17 protein-coding genes and 1 pseudogene are annotated in these 15,734 nt (G+C 70.5%); 8 read left to right on the top strand and 10 right to left on the bottom strand.

The window, feature by feature from the left end; all coding sequences use genetic code 11:
• Positions 1 to 21: 21 nt before the first annotated feature.
• Positions 22 to 975: a hypothetical protein gene (locus MJQ72_RS27735; RefSeq protein WP_396427010.1), complete on the bottom strand. Its 954-nt coding sequence runs from the start codon at positions 973 to 975 to the stop codon at positions 22 to 24.
• A 230-nt stretch (positions 976 to 1,205) separates the two neighbouring features.
• On the opposite strand from MJQ72_RS27735, the gene MJQ72_RS27740 reads away from it, so the two are divergent.
• The 6 genes from MJQ72_RS27740 (at position 1,206) to MJQ72_RS27765 (ending at position 5,451) form a co-directional block, all read left to right on the top strand.
• On the top strand, positions 1,206 to 1,547 hold the full coding sequence (locus tag MJQ72_RS27740; protein WP_076153289.1) for a WXG100 family type VII secretion target: 342 nt from the start codon (positions 1,206 to 1,208) through the stop codon (positions 1,545 to 1,547).
• Between the two features lie 21 nt (positions 1,548 to 1,568).
• The gene (locus MJQ72_RS27745; RefSeq protein ID WP_005155348.1) at positions 1,569 to 1,871 is read left to right on the top strand and encodes a hypothetical protein; all 303 of its coding nucleotides are present in this window, start codon (positions 1,569 to 1,571) and stop codon (positions 1,869 to 1,871) included.
• Between the two features lie 111 nt (positions 1,872 to 1,982).
• Positions 1,983 to 2,387, top strand: a complete 405-nt coding sequence (locus MJQ72_RS27750) for a hypothetical protein (RefSeq protein WP_016336011.1) — start codon at positions 1,983 to 1,985, stop codon at positions 2,385 to 2,387.
• Positions 2,384 to 3,688 carry a WXG100 family type VII secretion target gene (locus tag MJQ72_RS27755; RefSeq protein ID WP_240594015.1) on the top strand — a complete coding sequence of 435 codons (1,305 nt, stop codon included), beginning with the start codon at positions 2,384 to 2,386 and terminating at the stop codon, positions 3,686 to 3,688. The genes MJQ72_RS27750 and MJQ72_RS27755 overlap by 4 nt, the downstream gene beginning before the upstream one ends.
• A 28-nt stretch (positions 3,689 to 3,716) precedes the next feature.
• Positions 3,717 to 5,063: an alpha/beta hydrolase gene (locus MJQ72_RS27760; RefSeq protein WP_240594017.1), complete on the top strand. Its 1,347-nt coding sequence runs from the start codon at positions 3,717 to 3,719 to the stop codon at positions 5,061 to 5,063.
• A 10-nt stretch (positions 5,064 to 5,073) separates the two neighbouring features.
• Positions 5,074 to 5,451, top strand: coding sequence for a hypothetical protein (locus MJQ72_RS27765; RefSeq protein ID WP_240594019.1), 378 nt, complete (start codon positions 5,074 to 5,076; stop codon positions 5,449 to 5,451).
• A 63-nt stretch (positions 5,452 to 5,514) separates the two neighbouring features.
• Here MJQ72_RS27765 and MJQ72_RS27770 read toward each other — a convergent pair whose 3' ends face one another.
• Genes MJQ72_RS27770 through nadA form a run of 4 tightly spaced genes read right to left on the bottom strand, consistent with a single transcriptional unit; the run spans position 5,515 to position 10,280 of the window.
• Positions 5,515 to 6,684, bottom strand: coding sequence for a S8 family serine peptidase (locus tag MJQ72_RS27770; protein ID WP_240594021.1), 1,170 nt, complete (start codon positions 6,682 to 6,684; stop codon positions 5,515 to 5,517).
• A gap of 46 nt (positions 6,685 to 6,730) precedes the next feature.
• Positions 6,731 to 7,621, bottom strand: coding sequence for a carboxylating nicotinate-nucleotide diphosphorylase (gene nadC / locus MJQ72_RS27775; RefSeq protein WP_240594023.1), 891 nt, complete (start codon positions 7,619 to 7,621; stop codon positions 6,731 to 6,733).
• Positions 7,618 to 9,273, bottom strand: a complete 1,656-nt coding sequence (locus tag MJQ72_RS27780; protein ID WP_240594025.1) for an L-aspartate oxidase — start codon at positions 9,271 to 9,273, stop codon at positions 7,618 to 7,620. The genes nadC and MJQ72_RS27780 overlap by 4 nt, the downstream gene beginning before the upstream one ends.
• Positions 9,270 to 10,280: a quinolinate synthase NadA gene (nadA, locus tag MJQ72_RS27785; RefSeq protein WP_240594027.1), complete on the bottom strand. Its 1,011-nt coding sequence runs from the start codon at positions 10,278 to 10,280 to the stop codon at positions 9,270 to 9,272. The genes MJQ72_RS27780 and nadA overlap by 4 nt, the downstream gene beginning before the upstream one ends.
• Before the next feature lie 115 nt (positions 10,281 to 10,395).
• Here nadA and MJQ72_RS27790 point away from each other — a divergent pair, with 115 nt between their 5' ends.
• Positions 10,396 to 11,031, top strand: coding sequence for an NUDIX domain-containing protein (locus tag MJQ72_RS27790; RefSeq protein WP_240594029.1), 636 nt, complete (start codon positions 10,396 to 10,398; stop codon positions 11,029 to 11,031).
• 40 nt (positions 11,032 to 11,071) lie between these two features.
• Positions 11,072 to 11,788: an LON peptidase substrate-binding domain-containing protein gene (locus tag MJQ72_RS27795; RefSeq protein WP_240594031.1), complete on the top strand. Its 717-nt coding sequence runs from the start codon at positions 11,072 to 11,074 to the stop codon at positions 11,786 to 11,788.
• A gap of 109 nt (positions 11,789 to 11,897) precedes the next feature.
• On the opposite strand, the pseudogene MJQ72_RS27800 reads toward MJQ72_RS27795, so the two are convergent.
• From MJQ72_RS27800 to bioD, 5 genes and pseudogenes are all read right to left on the bottom strand, one after another.
• Positions 11,898 to 12,955 (bottom strand): annotated as a pseudogene (locus tag MJQ72_RS27800) (M48 family metallopeptidase).
• 46 nt (positions 12,956 to 13,001) lie between these two features.
• Positions 13,002 to 13,607: a DUF2567 domain-containing protein gene (locus MJQ72_RS27805; protein ID WP_240594033.1), complete on the bottom strand. Its 606-nt coding sequence runs from the start codon at positions 13,605 to 13,607 to the stop codon at positions 13,002 to 13,004.
• Positions 13,608 to 13,714: 107 nt separating this feature from the next.
• Complete coding sequence (locus MJQ72_RS27810; RefSeq protein ID WP_076153292.1) at positions 13,715 to 13,918, bottom strand: hypothetical protein; 204 nt, start codon at positions 13,916 to 13,918, stop codon at positions 13,715 to 13,717.
• Entirely contained in the window at positions 13,905 to 14,921 is a 1,017-nt protein-coding gene (gene bioB, locus MJQ72_RS27815) for a biotin synthase BioB (RefSeq protein WP_240594034.1), read from the bottom strand. The genes MJQ72_RS27810 and bioB overlap by 14 nt, the downstream gene beginning before the upstream one ends.
• Before the next feature lie 84 nt (positions 14,922 to 15,005).
• Positions 15,006 to 15,728: a dethiobiotin synthase gene (gene bioD, locus MJQ72_RS27820; protein WP_240594036.1), complete on the bottom strand. Its 723-nt coding sequence runs from the start codon at positions 15,726 to 15,728 to the stop codon at positions 15,006 to 15,008.
• Positions 15,729 to 15,734 lie beyond the last annotated feature (6 nt).

The following is a 15,734-nucleotide window of genomic DNA, read 5'->3' on the forward strand; positions in this document are numbered from 1 at the left end:
ACGGTCCCTTTTCGCCGAGGCTCACGTCAATTGATGCATCGGCCGCGAAGTCCGAAGCGAAAGCGCCGAACCCGCGGCCACGACGGCGATGACTCCCGCACCCGCGACCAGCGTCCAGAAATCCGGGTGCACGATGGACTGTCCTCGCTGAGCCTGCCAAGTGAGCAGCACGAGCAGTCCCGCGAAGCCCACCGAAGCGGTCCGCACCAGGTTCCGCCGGACGAATTCCGATTCGAGCACCGGATACCGTCTGGCGAGTTTGAGCAGCCCGAAAGCCACCAGCGGCAGCACCTGGATCGCGTGGATCCCGAAGAAATGCGGGATCCGCATGTCCCCGCCCACCGTGCTCCACCCCAGCACCGGCAGCCCCGGTCCGCCGTCGGGCACGCCGACCGCGTGGGCACCGACGATCGACGGCCGTTCGCCGGCGCGGAACTGGGCCTTCTGCTGCTCGTTCGGCCCGAACATCAGCAGCGCGATCCCGATCCCGGCGACCGACAACGCGGCACCCGCGCGTAACGCGGAATTCATGGCCCGGTCGGGAAGACGTTGGAACAGCAGGAGAATCGCGATGGCCGCCGTCGCTCCCCAGCCGGTGAAGGCGCCGTTCGCGACCATGTTGTTGATCCACTGGTCGACCGGGGTCTCCCGGTTGAAGTGCAGCGTCCGCCCGCGGACGGCGATCTGCCAGAACAGCAGCGCCATGTCCATGCCGAGGCCGACCGCGAACACCGTCCCGAGCCACCAGCCGAGCCGCTTGCCCCGGGTCAGCTGCCCGATCAGCCAGGCCAGCGTCACCGCGTAGAGCCCCACGGAAATCGTGAACTTGAGCGGTTTGAGCCAAATGGGCGCGTTCACAAGGCTGCGATCGTCGAAGACCAGGCCACCGAGCGCGATCACCCCGAGCACCGCCATCGCCGCCGCCAAGATCATCAGCGGGCGATGCAGTACTGTCCTGGATCCCTTGTCCACCATGGATTCGAGCGTGCCGGGAAGCTCCGATCCGGACACTGGAGTACTCCCCCTGATCGAGGGTGGGGAAAGCCCTACCGCCGACCTGTGGGTAATAGTGCCGTCACCGCGACCGGCAGTTGTGCCGTTTGACCGCACTCCCCTCTTTTCTAGCGTGTCCTTCACAAGAGCAGACAGGGCGTCCCCTGGTGCTCACCGGGATTTCCAGCGAGATGAGAGGAGGTGGCCCATCAATGACCGGTACGGGATATCAGGCAGACGCAGCTGCGATGGCGCGCGCCGTCCAGGGGTTCGAGGAAACCGCGTCGAACGCCAAGACCACGATGGCCAGCTTGGAGAGCGAGCTGACCCAGACCCTGCACAACTACAAGGGTGACCAGGCGGTCGCGTTCTGGGACCTGCAGCGCCGCCTGCAGGAGAAGATGACCATCGCGGTGAACGAGCTCAACACGATGTCGCGCCTCGTGCACGAGAGCAACCGGAACTACAACTCGGGTGACGAGCAGGTCCGGGAAAGCCTCACCGGCGTCAGCGGAGTCGTCGACCAGACCGTGATCCACCGGCTGAACCCCTGATCCGCGAGAGGACCACCAATCATGGCTGACGTCGTCGAAATCAACTTCGCCGCGCTGCAGCACAGCTCGGCCTCGCTGGCCGCCAAGGCCAAGGCGCTCACCTCACAGCTCGAACAGCTGCACACCAACCTGCAGCCGATCACCCAGACCTGGTACGCCTCCGGCAGCTCCGCCGGTGAGGCCGCCCGTGCGTCTGAAACCCGCCTGCGCCAGGCCACCGCGGACATCGTGGCGATCATCGCGCAGTTCGGTGGCAAGGTCGGCGACGCCCACGATCTCCAGCACAGCCTGGAGAACCGCAACCAGGGCCTGTTCGCCGGCTGATCCCCATCCGTCGGCCGGCCGGTGCTTTCACCCCCCTCGGCACCGGCCGGCCGGCTTTGCGTGTTGTCGTCCCCCTTGTCGGCGTGGCCGTTCACGAGAGAGCCGGGATCAATGCAAGACCACTCGTACTACGTCCATCTGGAATCACTGAAGGACTTCGTGCGGGAACTGGAGACCCAGATCCACGCGATGTCCAAGCCGAACGACTTCCTGCTGACCCTGAGCGAACAGCCGCTGCTGTTCGGCGAGTTCGGGGAAGCGGGTTCACTCAACAAGGCGCACCAGGCGGCCGTCGCCGAGATGCAGGGCCTGCTGGATCAGGTCAAGGGCGCGATCACGTTCGCGCAGGACGTCACGACGACCGTCGCCGACGGGTACGCGGCGGCCGACGATTCGGTGGCGGGCGACATGAACCACTCGAGCCAGCAGACCGGGCTGCTCGATCCGCTGCTCAACGTCCTCGGGGGCGTGCTGGGCGGTAACAGCGGCTCGAACGGCGGGGGGAACAAGGGATGACCGACACCGCGCACACGAACTTCGCCGCGTATTCGCACCAGCAGCTCTACGCGATGCTGCAGGCGGGCGACCCCAACACGGCACGCCACGCGGCCCACAAATGGCAGTCCACCGGCTCCGGGCTGTTCGAACAGGCCGAGAACCTCACCGGCGAGCTGAAGGACTTCTCCACCAGCTGGACCGGCGGAGCGGCCGACAAGTACCACACGATGATCACCGACCTCGTCGGCGGAATCCGCAAGGTCGCCCAGACCGCGAACGCGATGAACCACCTCCTCGAGGACGCGGCCGACGCGCTGGTGAAGGCCAAGAAGGAGATGCCGCCGCCGGTCGCGGTGCCGGACGTCTCCCCGGCAGATCTCGCGCTGGCCGTCAATCCGCCGCTCCTGCCGCCGGATTCGTCGCAGGCGACGATCATCAACGCCGCCCAGCAGCGTCAGCAGGCCATCGCGAACGTCGAAGCGCAGCAGCAGGCGGCGGGCGCGGCCAGCGCGGCGCACAGCAAGGCGATCGTGGTGATGACCCAGCTCGCGGGCGAGTACTCCACGGCCGAGGAGTCGATCCCGGCCTCGCCGAACGCCGTCGCCCCGCCGCCGGTCACCGGTGGCGGCACGGCCCCCGGCGGCTCGATCGGCAACGACATCGGCGGGACGCCGGGTGTCGGCGTGGTTCCGGGCGACAACACGCATCCGCTGCCCTCGGACGGCTCCACGCCGCCCACCACCGGGCAGCCCGGCCAGCCGCCCAAATCGAACCCGCTGTTCGGCGACATGTTCACCGCCGGTCTCGCCGCGGCTTCGGCCGCCGCGTTCGGCCGGTTCGGCTCGATCATGCCGCGGGTGCCCGCGTGGGCGAACGGCAAGAACGACAAGGACAAGAACGGCGAGCCCGCCGGCGGCGGCGCCGGTGCGGCCGGCGCGACCGCGGGTGGCGCCGGCGGCGGTATCCCGATCGGCGGTGGCGGAGCGCCGTCGCTGGACGGCGGTGCGATCGGTGCCGGTGGCGGCGGCGGATTCTCCGGCCCTGGTGAGGCTCCGGCCGCGTTCTCCGGCCTGGCGGGCGACGGCGGTTCTGGCAGCGCGATGAGCGGCCTCGCCGGCGGAGCGGCCGGTGCCGCGGGCGCGGCGGCGGCCAAGGGCGCGATGCCGATGATGCCCATGATGCCGATGGGCATGGGCGCGGGCGGCGACATGGGCTCCGGACGGCGGATCCCGCCGTGGCTCGTGGAGACCGAGAACGTCTGGGGCCAGTCGTCCCCGGTCGCTCCCGCCGTGCTCGGCGAAGAACCCGAACAGTACTGATTTTCCGACCAGGAGAGGCGGCTCGGTGATGGCATCCAGTGCGGGCGGTTACCGAGTCGCCCCCGCCAGGCTCGAAGCGGCGGCGGCCGAACTCGAACAGCGCGCCGGCGTGCTCAAGACCGCGCAGACGGCGCTGGCGGGTGAGAACGTCCCCGCGACCGCGTTCGGCCAGGTTTCGGCCTCCAGCGCGGCTTCGGCCACGTACACCAAGACCATCAAGGACGTCGCAGGCAAACTCGACGGCCAGATCACCAAGGCGACGGTGATCCACCAGGGCCTGACGGCCGCGGGCGGCGGCTACCGGCGAGCCGACGTCCAGGTCGCCGCCTCGTACCGGTCGCTGATGCCGGAGAACCCGTTGCCCAAGGCCGGGAATCCGGCGGGCGTCGGCGGCGCGGCCGACACCGGATCGTGGGCCACCGCGATCGCCGAGAACCGCACGAAGGTCACCGACGCGCTGACGGCCGAACGCGAACGGCTCGCGAACCTCCTGGCACAGGGCGGAAAAGCCGACGACATCGCGAGCGCGCGCACCAGGATCGCGCTGTACGAGGACATCCTCGCCAACGACCGGCAGATCCTGCGGTTCGACCCGTCAGGCAACGGGCGCATCGTCGAACTGGTCGGCCGCATCGAGCCGGGCACGCGTAACGTCGGCTTGTTCGTCCCCGGCGTCAACACCTCGTTCGACAACTTCCAGAGCTACGCCGACCTCGGCAAGAGCCTGGTCGCCGCGGACGCCACCGGACGCACCGCGATGGTGGTCTGGGCCGACGGGGTGTTCCCCCAGAACGTCGTCACCGAAGGGCCCGCCGCGCACTACGCGCAGACGATGGCGCCCGACCTCAAAGCGTTCGGCGACGAACTGCGCGGCCAGATCGACAGCCACGCCGGTCCGGGCGTGGTGGTCACCGCCGTCGGGCACAGCTATGGCGGCGCGACCGTGGGTCTCGCCGAGCAGCTCGGGCTCAGGGCCGATCAGGTGCTGCACGTCGAGTCCGCGGGTATGGGACACGGGATCTGGAGCCCGAGCGACCTCCCGGCCAGCCAGGCCGGTGTGCAGCGGTACTCCATGACGGCCCCCTTCGACCCGATCGTGATCGCGCAGGGCAACGCGGGCCTCGTCGAATGGCTCGGCGCCGGGCACGGAGCGGACCCCGACCGCTTCCCCGGCGTCGTCGAACTGGAAACAGGCCGCGACGCGAACGGCGATCTGCAGTGGGGTTTCGATTCCCACAGCGGTGTGCTCAAACCCGGTTCCGATTCGTGGAACAACATCTACGGTGTGATCACGGGCGGCGCGGTCACCCACGAGGGCTTCACCGGCGGCTCGCTGCGCGAGATGGTCATCGAAGGCGTCGGACGAGGCTTGTGAGGGGTCTGTGATGCTCACCAGGAACACCGAACTCGACCCGCTGGCCGAGGACCTCACGGCGGTCATCGACGGTGTCGCGGGCATCTTCGGCACCACCGCAGAGCGCACCGTGGAAGGCGAACTGGACTGCGACCCCACTCAGCCGGGCCGGTCGCTCTGCTGGCAGTACGGCCTCCGCGTGGACGACGCGACCGACGCCATCCGCAAACTCGTCGAGGATGTCCTGCCCATGCTGGAAGGCCAGGGCTGGCGGTGGCGCGACCGCAGCAACCCGCGCGAGCTGATCGCGCAGTTCAGCCGCGACGGCGCCGACTTCAACGTGCACGTCTCCCGCGCCGGCGACGGCGTGGCCATCGTGGGCTCGACGGCCTGCGTATCCGTCCCCTAAACCCCAGGGGGTCGCGAAAGACCTCGTGAGCGGCAGTGGTGTCCCCCAGTACACCGCCGCCGCTCACGAGGCGCGGAATCGCGAAGGTTTCCAGCCCCGGCGCTTGCCCCGCCGGACCGCGGCCACCACCACGCCCGCCGCGACGGCGAGCGCCACCCCGGCGATGGCGAGCACCCCGGAAACCTTGTCGGCTTTGGTGGGAGCCGGGGCGGCCGCGGGAACGACGAAGGTGTCCGGACCGACGCTCGGCGGTCCCCCCGGGCCGGGCGTACCGGCCGGGATCGAGGCGGAAACGGCGGCGTAGGCGTCGATCGCGCCCCAGCCCCGGCGGGGATCGTGCCCACCGCTCGGGCCGCGGTGCGCGGTCAGCGTCAGCCGCGCGACGACCTGCTCCGGCGACAGCCCGGGGTGATACGCGCGCACGAGCGCGGCGACCCCGGCGACATGCGCGGCGGCCAGGCTCGGGTCGCTCACCGGCCATCGGTGTGCCACCGTCCCGCCCGCACCGGCGGACGTGCTGACCAGTTCGGCGCCGGGCGCGGAAATCCCCACGTAGGAACCGGATTCCGTCTGCACGGCCTCGCCCGCCTGATTGGTCGACCCCACGGCGAGCACTCCCGGCGTCGCGGTCGGGTACGACGTCTGGCCCTGCTGGGTCCCCGCGGCGGGCGAGACGATCAGCGCGCCCTTCTCCCTGGCACGCGAGACGGCGCCGGTCAGCGCGGGGCTGTCGGACGCGGCCGGGACGGCGATCAGGATGATCCCGGCGCCGCGGTTCAGCGCGGTTTCGATGGCGCCCGCGAGCTGCCCTGGATCACCACCGCCGTTCACCTGGGTGTAGCGGATCGGCAGGATCTTGGCTCCGGGCGCGATCCCGGTGAAGGTCGTGGACGGATCCGGTTGCGCGCCGACGATCCCGGCGGCGATCGTGCCCCGGCCGTCGCAGTCTTCGGCCTCGGTGCCCTGTCCGCCCAGCAGCTGTCCCGGCGCGAACTGGCCGTTGCCGCCGTCGACCCCGGTGCCGATCACCGCGACCAGCTGGCCGGTGCCGCGGGACAGCGGCCAGAGCCGTACGGGATCGATCAGCCGCTGTCCCCACGGGACGGCCGCGGTGTAGGTGCCCGTCGGGTTGGCGCACTGCTCGGCGACCGCCGTCGACGGGACGGGGGTGCCGAGCAGTGCCACGAAACCGACGCATCCCGCGACGGCACTTTTACCGGCAAAGCCCACCATTCCTCCAGAATCCCCTTGTCACACAAGGGAATTCTAGTGCGCCACGTCAGCGCAGGTCCATCCCGAGGTCGAGCGCGGGTGAGGAATGCGTGAGCGCGCCGACGGCGAGGAAGTCCACACCGGACTCCGCGTACGCCCGCGCGACGTCCAGCCGCAGACCGCCGGAGGATTCCAGGCGGGTCTTCGGGGAAACCTCGTCACGCCGGTCGACCGCTTTCGCGCATTCGTCGGGGGTGAAGTTGTCCAGCAGTACCTCGTCGGCGCCCGCGGTGAGCGCCTCCTCCAGCTGGGCAAGGTCGTCGACCTCGACCTCGCAGTGCAGTCCGGGCGCGTGCTCGCGCGCGGCGGCGAGCGCGGCGGTCACCGAACCGGCGGCGACCACGTGGTTGTCCTTGATCAGCACCGCGTCGCCGAGCCCGAGCCGGTGGTTCACCCCGCCGCCCGCGCGGACGGCGTACTTCTCCAGCAGCCGCAGCCCCGGCAGGGTCTTGCGGGAATCCCTGACCTGGCAACCGGTTCCCTCGACCGCGGCCACCCAGGCCGCGGTCGCGGTGGCGATACCGGACAGGTGGCACAGCAGGTTCAGCGCGGTGCGTTCGGCGGTGAGCAGGCCACGCACCGGGCCGCGGACGACCAGCGCGGGCTCGCCGGCGGTCAGCCGGTCGCCGTCGTCACGGGCGGCCAGGATCTCCAGGCTCGAACCGAGCACGACGTCGAACACCGCCAGCGCCACCGGGATCCCGGCGACCACCCCGGCCGACCTCGGCGTGAGTTCGGCCAGCGCACGCGCGGATTCGGGCACGGTGGCGTTCGTCGTCGCGTCGGGCCCGTACCGCAGATCCTCGGCCAGCGCCGTCGTGACGACGCGCTGTACATCTGCGACGTCGAGGCCGTGATCGGTCAGCGCCTTGACGACCCAAGGGGAGAATTCGCTCATGCCACACCCTCCAAAGCGATCGGATCGGCCAGCACCGGCTGCCCCGACGGGCTGAGCCGGATGAGCTGACCGCGTTGCCGGACGTCGTCGTCGCGTTCGGGGAAATCGGTCCGCACGTGGCAGCCGCGGGACTCCGTCCGGCGTGCGGCGGCCGCGACGAGCGCCTCCGCCACCAGGGTGAGCGCCGCGTCCTCCACGACGCGCGGTGTCCACAAAGGACTCTCGACCACCGAGAGATCCAGCACCGAACCGACGACCGACAACCCTTCGGCATCCCGGCCGATGGCGGCGTATCGGCTCATCGCCCGCTGCAGCGCGTCACGGTCGGCCACCGGCGCCTTGACCGGAGGCGCGAGCACGCCGCGCCGCGTATCAGCGAGCCGCCCGGTGGCGAGATCGGCGGCGACCGCCTCGGCCACCCGCCGCCCGACCACCAGACCTTCGAGCAAACTGTTGGAGGCCAAGCGGTTCGCGCCGTGCAGACCGGTCCTCGCGACCTCGCCCGCGGCGTAGAGACCGCGGACACCGGACCGTCCGTCCACAGTGGTCACCACCCCGCCGCACGCGAAATGCGCCGCGGGCGTGACCGGGATCGGCTCGTTCGCCGGGTCCAGCCCGATCGCCGCGCACGCCGCGTGCACGGTCGGGAACCGCTTGGCGAACCCGGAAATCCCGGTCGCGTCGAGGAAAACGTGGTCGTCGACGCCGCCCGGCGCCTGCGTCATCCGGCGCGTGATCGCCGCCGACACGACGTCCCGCGGCGCGAGATCGCCGAGCGGGTGGACGCCGCGCATCACCGACGCGCCCGTCGCGTCGTGCAGGGTCGCGCCCTCGCCGCGTACCGCTTCGGTGACCAGCGGGAGACGGCCGCGCGCGCCGGGCGTGAACAGGACCGTCGGGTGGAACTGCACGAACTCGACGTCCGCGAGCTGCGCGCCCGCGCGCAACGCCAGCGCCAGCCCGTCCCCCGTGGCGAGCTCCGGATTCGACGTCGCCTGGTAGAGCTGCCCCAGTCCGCCGCTGGCCAGCAGCACCGCCGGCGCCCGGACGACGCCGGGCACCCCGTTGTGGTCCAGGACGGTCACCCCGACGACCTCACCCGCGGGCGTGCGGACCGCGTCGACGGCGATGTGATGCTCCAGCACCGGGATCCGCCGCGATCCGGTCGTCGCGACCAGGGTCCGTTCGACCTCCGCGCCGGTCGCGTCGCCACCCGCGTGGATGACGCGGAACGCGCTGTGCCCGCCTTCCCGCGTGCGGGCCAGTTCGGGCCGCCCTTCGGCCGCCAGGTCGAACCGGGCCCCGTCGGCACGCAGCCGGGCCACCGCGGCCGGGCCGCCGGCGATGATCGACCGGACGGCGTCTTCGTCGCAGAGCCCGGCACCGGCGGTGAGCGTGTCCTCGGCGTGCTTGCCGACCGAGTCGCCCCGCTCGTGCTCGCCCTCCAGCACGACCGCGATACCGCCCTGGGCCCAGCGGGTGTTGCCGTCGGAGACCGTCGCCTTGGTGACCACCAGGACGTGCAGGCCGAGCTCGTGTGCGCGCAGCGCGGCGGTGAGCCCGGCCACCCCGCTGCCGATCACCACGAGATCGGCGGCGGCCTCCCAGACCGGGTGGGTTTTCGCCTGAAGAGCGGTAACCGGGTCGGTCATTCTCCGCCGCCAGGCTGCCCGATCTCGATCATGCGCTGCACGGAAGCGCGGGCACGGGCGGCGGTCTCGGCGTCGACGTGGACCTCGTCGGCTCCCTCGCGCAGCGACCGCAGCAGGGCGGCGGGCGTGATCATCTTCATGTACCGGCAGGACGCCCGGTCGTTCACGGCGCGGAAGTCGATCTCCGGCGCGGCCTTGCGGAGCTGGTGGATCATCCCGATCTCGGTGGCGACGAGCACCGACTTCGCCTTGGTGTCGCGGGCGGCGTGGACCATGTCGCCGGTCGAGAGGATCTTGACCCGCTCGGGGGCGACGGCGCCCTCGCCCGCCAGGTACAGCGCCGAGGTCGCGCAGCCGCATTCCGGGTGGATGAACAGGTCGGCGTCCGGATTCTCCGAGGCCCGCTCGGCCAGCTCGGCGCCGTTGATCCCGGCGTGCACGTGGCACTCCCCGGCCCAGATGTGCATGTTCTCCCGGCCGGTCACGCGCTTCACGTGCGCACCGAGGAACTGGTCCGGCAGGAAGAGAACCTCCTGGTCGGCGGGGATGGAGGCGACCACGTCGACGGCGTTCGACGATGTGCAGCAGATGTCGGTCTCCGCCTTGACCTCGGCCGTGGTGTTCACGTACGACACGACGACCGCGCCGGGGTGCTCGGCCTTCCAGGCGCGCAGTTCGGCGCCGGTGATCGAGTCCGCGAGCGAGCAGCCCGCCCGCGCGTCCGGAATCAGGACCGTCTTCCCGGGCGCCAGGATCTTCGCCGTCTCGGCCATGAAGTGCACGCCGCAGAAGACGATGGTGGACGCGTCACTGCTCGCCGCGATACGGCTGAGCGCGAGGGAGTCGCCGGTGAAATCGGCGATGTCCTGGATCTCGGGGACCTGGTAGTTGTGCGCGAGCAGGACGGCGTCGCGTTTGCGCGCGAGGCTTCGCACCTCCTCCGCCCAAGCCGCGTCGGCGACCACGCCACCGTACGGGGTCAAGTCGTTCTGCAGAGTGCTCGTCATCGTTCTGGCCCTCCTGGACCTGTCTCCGGTTTTCGCCTTATAATCGAAAACCGTGCGAAGTCATCTTAACACCCAGACCCCCCTCGCCCACGAGGTCTTGGGAGCGGTCCTTCAAGTGCGCTCCGACACACTCCGGGTCCTGCTGTGGCGGCGCGCGCTCGATCCGCATCTGGGCCGCTGGTCCCTTCCCGGCGGCAGGCTTCGCCCGGATGAAGACGTCGAGGCGTCCATCCGGCGGCAGCTCGCGGAGAAGGTCGACGTACGGCAGCTGAAGCATGTGGAGCAACTTGCGGTCTTCAGCGCGCCGGACCGGGTGCCCGGCCCCCGCGTCGTCGCGACGGCGTTCCTCGGCCTCGTACCGTCCGATGTGGACCCCGAGATCCCCGAAGACACCGAGTGGCACGACGTTTCCGAGCTCCCCCGGACCGCGTTCGACCACGAGTCCATCGTCCTGCGCGCGCGGGACCGGCTCCGCTCGAAGCTCTGCTACACGAACCTCGGGTTCGCGCTCGCCCCGGAAGAGTTCACCGTTTCGGCGTTGCGGAGGCTGTACTCGGCTGCGCTGGGTTACCGGGTGTCCGCGACGAACCTGCAGCGTGTGCTGTCGCGGCGCGGGCTGCTCCTCCCCACCGGCCACACCGCTCCGCCCGGGCGCAGCGGCGGCCGTCCGGCGGCACTGTTCTCCTTCGCGGGCAAGGGGATGCAGATCACCGACCCGTTCGCGGTGTTCCGTCCGCCCGGCGGGAAGTGACCGTCCTGCGAAGTCCTGCCGGTCCCCGTACCTTGAACGGGTGACCGAGCCGAGCGAGGAGTCCACCGGGAAGGCGATCTTGCCGCTGTTCCCGCTACAGACCGTGCTTCTGCCCGGAACACACCTCCCGTTGCACATCTTCGAGCCGCGGTACCGGCAGCTGATGGCCGATCTCGTCGCCGAAGTCGTCCCGGACCGCGAGTTCGGGGTCGTCGCGCTGCGTTCGGCGATGATCAGGGAGGTCAGCGGGCCCGAACACGTCCACGAATTCGGCTGCAGCACGGTGCTGCGCGAGGCGAAACGGCTGCCGGACGGCAGATTCGACGTCGTCACCACCGCGCGGCGCCGGTTCCGGCTGCTGGAGATCGACCGCGTTTCCGCGCCGTACCTGATCGGCTCGGTCGAATGGGTGCCCGACGACCGGGTCTCCACCGTGCACGGCGACACCGTGACCAGGCTCGCGGACGTCGCGAAGGCCGCGCACCGGCGCTACTGCGAGTCCGCCTGGAACGACGAAGACTGGACCACCCCGCCCGAGGACGGCGACATCGCGGCGCTCGCCTACCGGCTCACCGCCGACTGCCTGCTCCCGCTGGAAGACCGGCAGCGCCTGCTGGAGGAGACGAACCCGCTGCGGCGGCTGCGGATCGCGTGCCGTCTGCTGACGCGGGAGGCCGGGTTCCTGAGCACGCTGGGCGCGGTCCCGATGCCGCCGGGGGAACTCGGCGAGTTCACGCGCCCGTCGAACCTGAACTGAGGCGCCCGCCCCTCGGGGGCTGAAGGGAGCTTTCCCCGCATGTCACGCGACGAAAGCTCCCTTCACCACACGAGACGCGGGGAAAGTCCCCTTCAGCCCGCGCGAGGCGCTACTTACCGCCTTCCGAGGAAGACCCCTCGTCCGACCCGTTGCCCGAGCCGAACTTGCTCCACACCTTCCCGGCCGCCCGGACACCGCCTCGCCGACGTCGCTGAACACCTTGGTCAGCGGGTCGGTCGAGCTGTTCCAGGAGTCCTTGTACGACTTCGCGGCCGACTTCAGGTCGTCGGTCCAGGTGGACGAAGGCGCGTCGTCGTCGCGGCGCGGGTACTCGCCGGCCAGGATCCCCCGGTACTCCTCGGACGCGGCCCACTTCTGCAGCTGGGCGGCGCGCACCACGGCCAGCGGATGCGACATCGTCTCGACGTAACGCAGCTTCAGGTAGCTGTCGCGGATGTCGTCGACCGACTCGTACTCCGACGCCTGCTGCAGGAAGGCCGGGATGTCGATCTTCGACGGGTCGATCCCACCCGCGACCAGGATCTGCGAGCGCAGCGCCGCCGTCGGGTCCTGCGAGCACAGCAGCCCGGCGCGGTCGCAGGACAGCTCAGCCTTGCGGTACCACTCGCGCAGCGCCGCGATGACGACGCGGATGCCGATGGCGCTCACCGGCGTCCACGACATCGACATCTGCAGGCCGATCAGCCGGATCATGATCGTGCGGTACACCGCGTGCCCGGACAGCACGTGCCCCATCTCGTGCCCGATCACGAACCGCAGCGACGCGAGGTCCATCGCCTCGACGGCGGCGGTGTTGAGCACGATGAACGGCTCGTCCATCCCGATCGTCTGCGCGTTGACCTCGGGGCTGCGGGCGACGAACAGGTTCGGCACGCGGTCGAGGTCGAGTGTTTCGGCGCATTCGTGGCGCAGCCTGTCCAGTTCCGGATACTGCGTCGGGCCGACCCGGATCGCGGACGCGAGCGCCATGAGCCGCTCACCGCGTTCGGCGTAGAAACCCGAAACGGCCTTCACGACCTGCGCGAACCCGGGAACGGCGCGCAAGGTGGCCAAGGCACCGCGATCGACGGGGTGTTCGTACGCGCGCGGGCTGATACCCGGGAAGCGGACGGCGTTGTGCCGGGAAACCTCGATGTCGTCGGTCAAGAGAAAGCCCCCTAGAGAAGTTGCCGCCCACCCTAGAGGAAATTCGTCAGCCGAGGCGGCGTCCCAGGTCTTCCCGTCCGTTCCACGCGGTCAGCAGGGTGTACGCCAGCGTCGTCATCAACGGCGCGGCGAGCATGATCCACGGGGATTCGATCTGCGGCGCCTTCGCGATGACGTCGCCGACGGCGGGTGCCGCGCCGATCTCGTAGCGGCCGTTGGCGAACGAGACGCCCATCGTCGTCCCCAGCCAGCCGGCGAGGGTCGCGCCACCGGTCGCGGCGATCAGCACGACCGGCCCGCGGCGTTCCCGCAGCAGCCAGGTCACGATGCCGATCAGCAGCCCGGCGCCGAGCGCGAGGAAACCGTAGACGGCGAGGTCGTCGAAGCGGTGCCAGCTCTCCAGCTCCAGCGGGGCGAGGCCGCCATGGTCGTTGATCACCCGCATCCGCTGGGGCGGCGCGAGCCGCGCCCACAGCCAGGCCAGCGGGAAACCGAGCAACCCCGCCGTGGACAGGACGCTGACCGCCGGCAGCAGATCGGCCTTGACGACGACCTTGGGATACGGGCGGCGCGGCCTCGGCAGCACGGGTACCGACCAGGGGTCGGGCACACTGGAAGACAGGTGCGCCGGTTTACCCGTCGTCTCGCCCAACCCCGGACTCCTCCCTCGAGCTGCTTGCGCAGAGCGTAACCAATGACGCCCCCAGCGCACGCAACCCGGCACGCATCGCCCGCGTTTCGTCCTCTGAACGCGCGAAGTCAGCCGGAGAGTTCACCGTGACGGCTGCACCGGGCCGTCCAGCCGACCGGGGTGATCTGGACGACCATCCGCCGCGCGCAGTACGTGCAGTAGCGCGGCGGTTCGAGCGCCGTTCTCGGGTTGTGGCAGGCCGGATGTTCCGCGCCACCGTCGGACGTCTGTCCACAGTGGACGCAGTACGCCGCTGGGTCAGAGGACGTCACTGATCGCCTTCACCGGCATCTTCAGCTCGTCGAGCATCGCCAGGTCCGCGGTGGCCGGGCGGCCGAGGTTGGTCAGGTAGTTGCCGACGATGATCGCGTTGATGCCGCCGAGCATGCCCTGCTTGGTGCCCAGGTCGCCGAAGGTCAGCTCACGGCCGCCGGAGAAGCGCAGCAGCGGACGCGGCATCGCCAGCCGGAACGCGGCCACGGTGCGCAGCGCGTCCTTGCCCTCGACGACCTCGTAACCCTCGTACGGCGTGCCCGGCTGCGGGATGAGGAAGTTCATCGTGCACTCGTCCGGGTTCAGCTCGGCCAGCTGCGCGGCGAACTCGGCGCGCTGCTCGATGCTCTCCCCCATGCCGATGATGCCGCCGCAGCAGACCTCCATCCCCGCCTCGCGGATCATGCGCAGGGTCTCCCAGCGCTCTTCCCACGTATGCGTGGTGACGACGTTCGCGAAATGCGAGCGCGCGGTCTCCAGGTTGTGGTTGTAGCGGTGCACGCCCATCTCGACGAGCTCGTCGACCTGCTCCTGGGTGAGCATGCCGAGCGAGCAGGCGATCTGGATGTCGTTGCCGTCCTCGCGGATGGCCTTGATCCCCTCGCGGACCTGCGAAAGCAGCCGCTTGTCGGGGCCGCGGACGGCGGCGACGATGCAGAACTCGGTCGCGCCGGTCTCGGCGGTCTGGCGGGCGGCCTTGACCAGGCCGGGGATGTCCAGCCACGCCGACCGCACCGGCGTCGGGAACCGGCCGGACTGCGAGCAGAAGTGGCAGTCCTCCGGGCAGCCGCCGGTTTTGAGGCTGATGATGCCCTCGACCTCGACCTCGGGGCCGCACCAGCGCATCCGGACCTCGTGGGCCAGCGCCAGCAGGTCGGTGAGGTGGTCGTCGTCGAGTCGCAGGATTTCGACGAGCTGCTCTTCGCTGAGCCCGACACCACGCTCGAGGACCTGGTCACGCGCCACGGCGAGGATGTCGACGGTCTCCGGGGCTGTGGTCACGAGGCGGCTCCTGTTCGGGGTGGGGCGGTGAAGCAAAGGCACATCATCGTGCACGACCGGGCGGCTCGGCCACAGCGACGCAGGTCACTTCTGCGCCGAGGCGCGGCCGACGAAGCATTCCGGGTCGAACTCCCCGCCGAACCACGGCGAGAGGCCCGTCTTGGCCCGGTCGGCGAACTCCCCGGGCCCGGCGGTGCCCAGCCCGGCGGGCAGCACGCCCAGCAGCGGGGCCCCGGCGGCGACCGGCAGGTCCTGCAAGTTCGACACCGCCGCCAGATCCGGCTCGTCCGGCCACGAGCCGATGATCACCCCGGCCACGGTGAGCCCGCGCCTGGTGGCGACCTCGGCGGTCAGGGCGGTCGCGTTGAGCGTGCCCAGCCCGGCCTCGGCGACGATGATGACCAGCGCGCCCAGCGACCACGCGACGTCGGCCAGCGTGGCCCCGTCGGCGTCGAACCGGACCAGCAGCCCGCCGGCGCCCTCGATGAGGGTCAGGTCGTGTTCGCCGTCGAGGTCGCTCGCCGCGGCGGCGATCTCGCTCGGGGCGAGCGTCGGCAGTCCCGAGAGCCTGGCCGCCGCCTCCGGCGACAGCGGATCCGGGTATCTCCGCAGCTCACGAGTGGTGACCGGACCGGCGAGCCGAAGGACGTCGGCGAGGTCGCCGGGCTCGTCCGGGCCCACTCCGGTCTGCGCCGGTTTCAGCACGGCGACACGCTGGCCCTGACCGGCGGCCAGAGCGGCGATGGCGGCGGTGGAGATCGTCTTGCCGACACCCGTACCGGTGCCGGTCATGACCAGCATGCTCACGTGCGC

Source organism: Amycolatopsis sp. EV170708-02-1 (genome assembly GCF_022479115.1).
GTDB lineage: Bacteria > Actinomycetota > Actinomycetes > Mycobacteriales > Pseudonocardiaceae > Amycolatopsis.

Bases quoted from the DNA above. Each gene is read 5' to 3' on its own strand.
- MJQ72_RS27735 (WP_396427010.1), bottom strand. From the start codon at position 975: ATGGTGGACAAGGGATCCAGGACAGTACTGCATCGCCCGCTGATGATC.
- MJQ72_RS27740 (WP_076153289.1), top strand. From the start codon at position 1,206: ATGACCGGTACGGGATATCAGGCAGACGCAGCTGCGATGGCGCGCGCC.
- MJQ72_RS27745 (WP_005155348.1), top strand. From the start codon at position 1,569: ATGGCTGACGTCGTCGAAATCAACTTCGCCGCGCTGCAGCACAGCTCG.
- MJQ72_RS27750 (WP_016336011.1), top strand. From the start codon at position 1,983: ATGCAAGACCACTCGTACTACGTCCATCTGGAATCACTGAAGGACTTC.
- MJQ72_RS27755 (WP_240594015.1), top strand. From the start codon at position 2,384: ATGACCGACACCGCGCACACGAACTTCGCCGCGTATTCGCACCAGCAG.
- MJQ72_RS27760 (WP_240594017.1), top strand. From the start codon at position 3,717: ATGGCATCCAGTGCGGGCGGTTACCGAGTCGCCCCCGCCAGGCTCGAA.
- MJQ72_RS27765 (WP_240594019.1), top strand. From the start codon at position 5,074: ATGCTCACCAGGAACACCGAACTCGACCCGCTGGCCGAGGACCTCACG.
- MJQ72_RS27770 (WP_240594021.1), bottom strand. From the start codon at position 6,684: ATGGTGGGCTTTGCCGGTAAAAGTGCCGTCGCGGGATGCGTCGGTTTC.
- nadC (WP_240594023.1), bottom strand. From the start codon at position 7,621: ATGAGCGAATTCTCCCCTTGGGTCGTCAAGGCGCTGACCGATCACGGC.
- MJQ72_RS27780 (WP_240594025.1), bottom strand. From the start codon at position 9,273: ATGACCGACCCGGTTACCGCTCTTCAGGCGAAAACCCACCCGGTCTGG.
- nadA (WP_240594027.1), bottom strand. From the start codon at position 10,280: ATGACGAGCACTCTGCAGAACGACTTGACCCCGTACGGTGGCGTGGTC.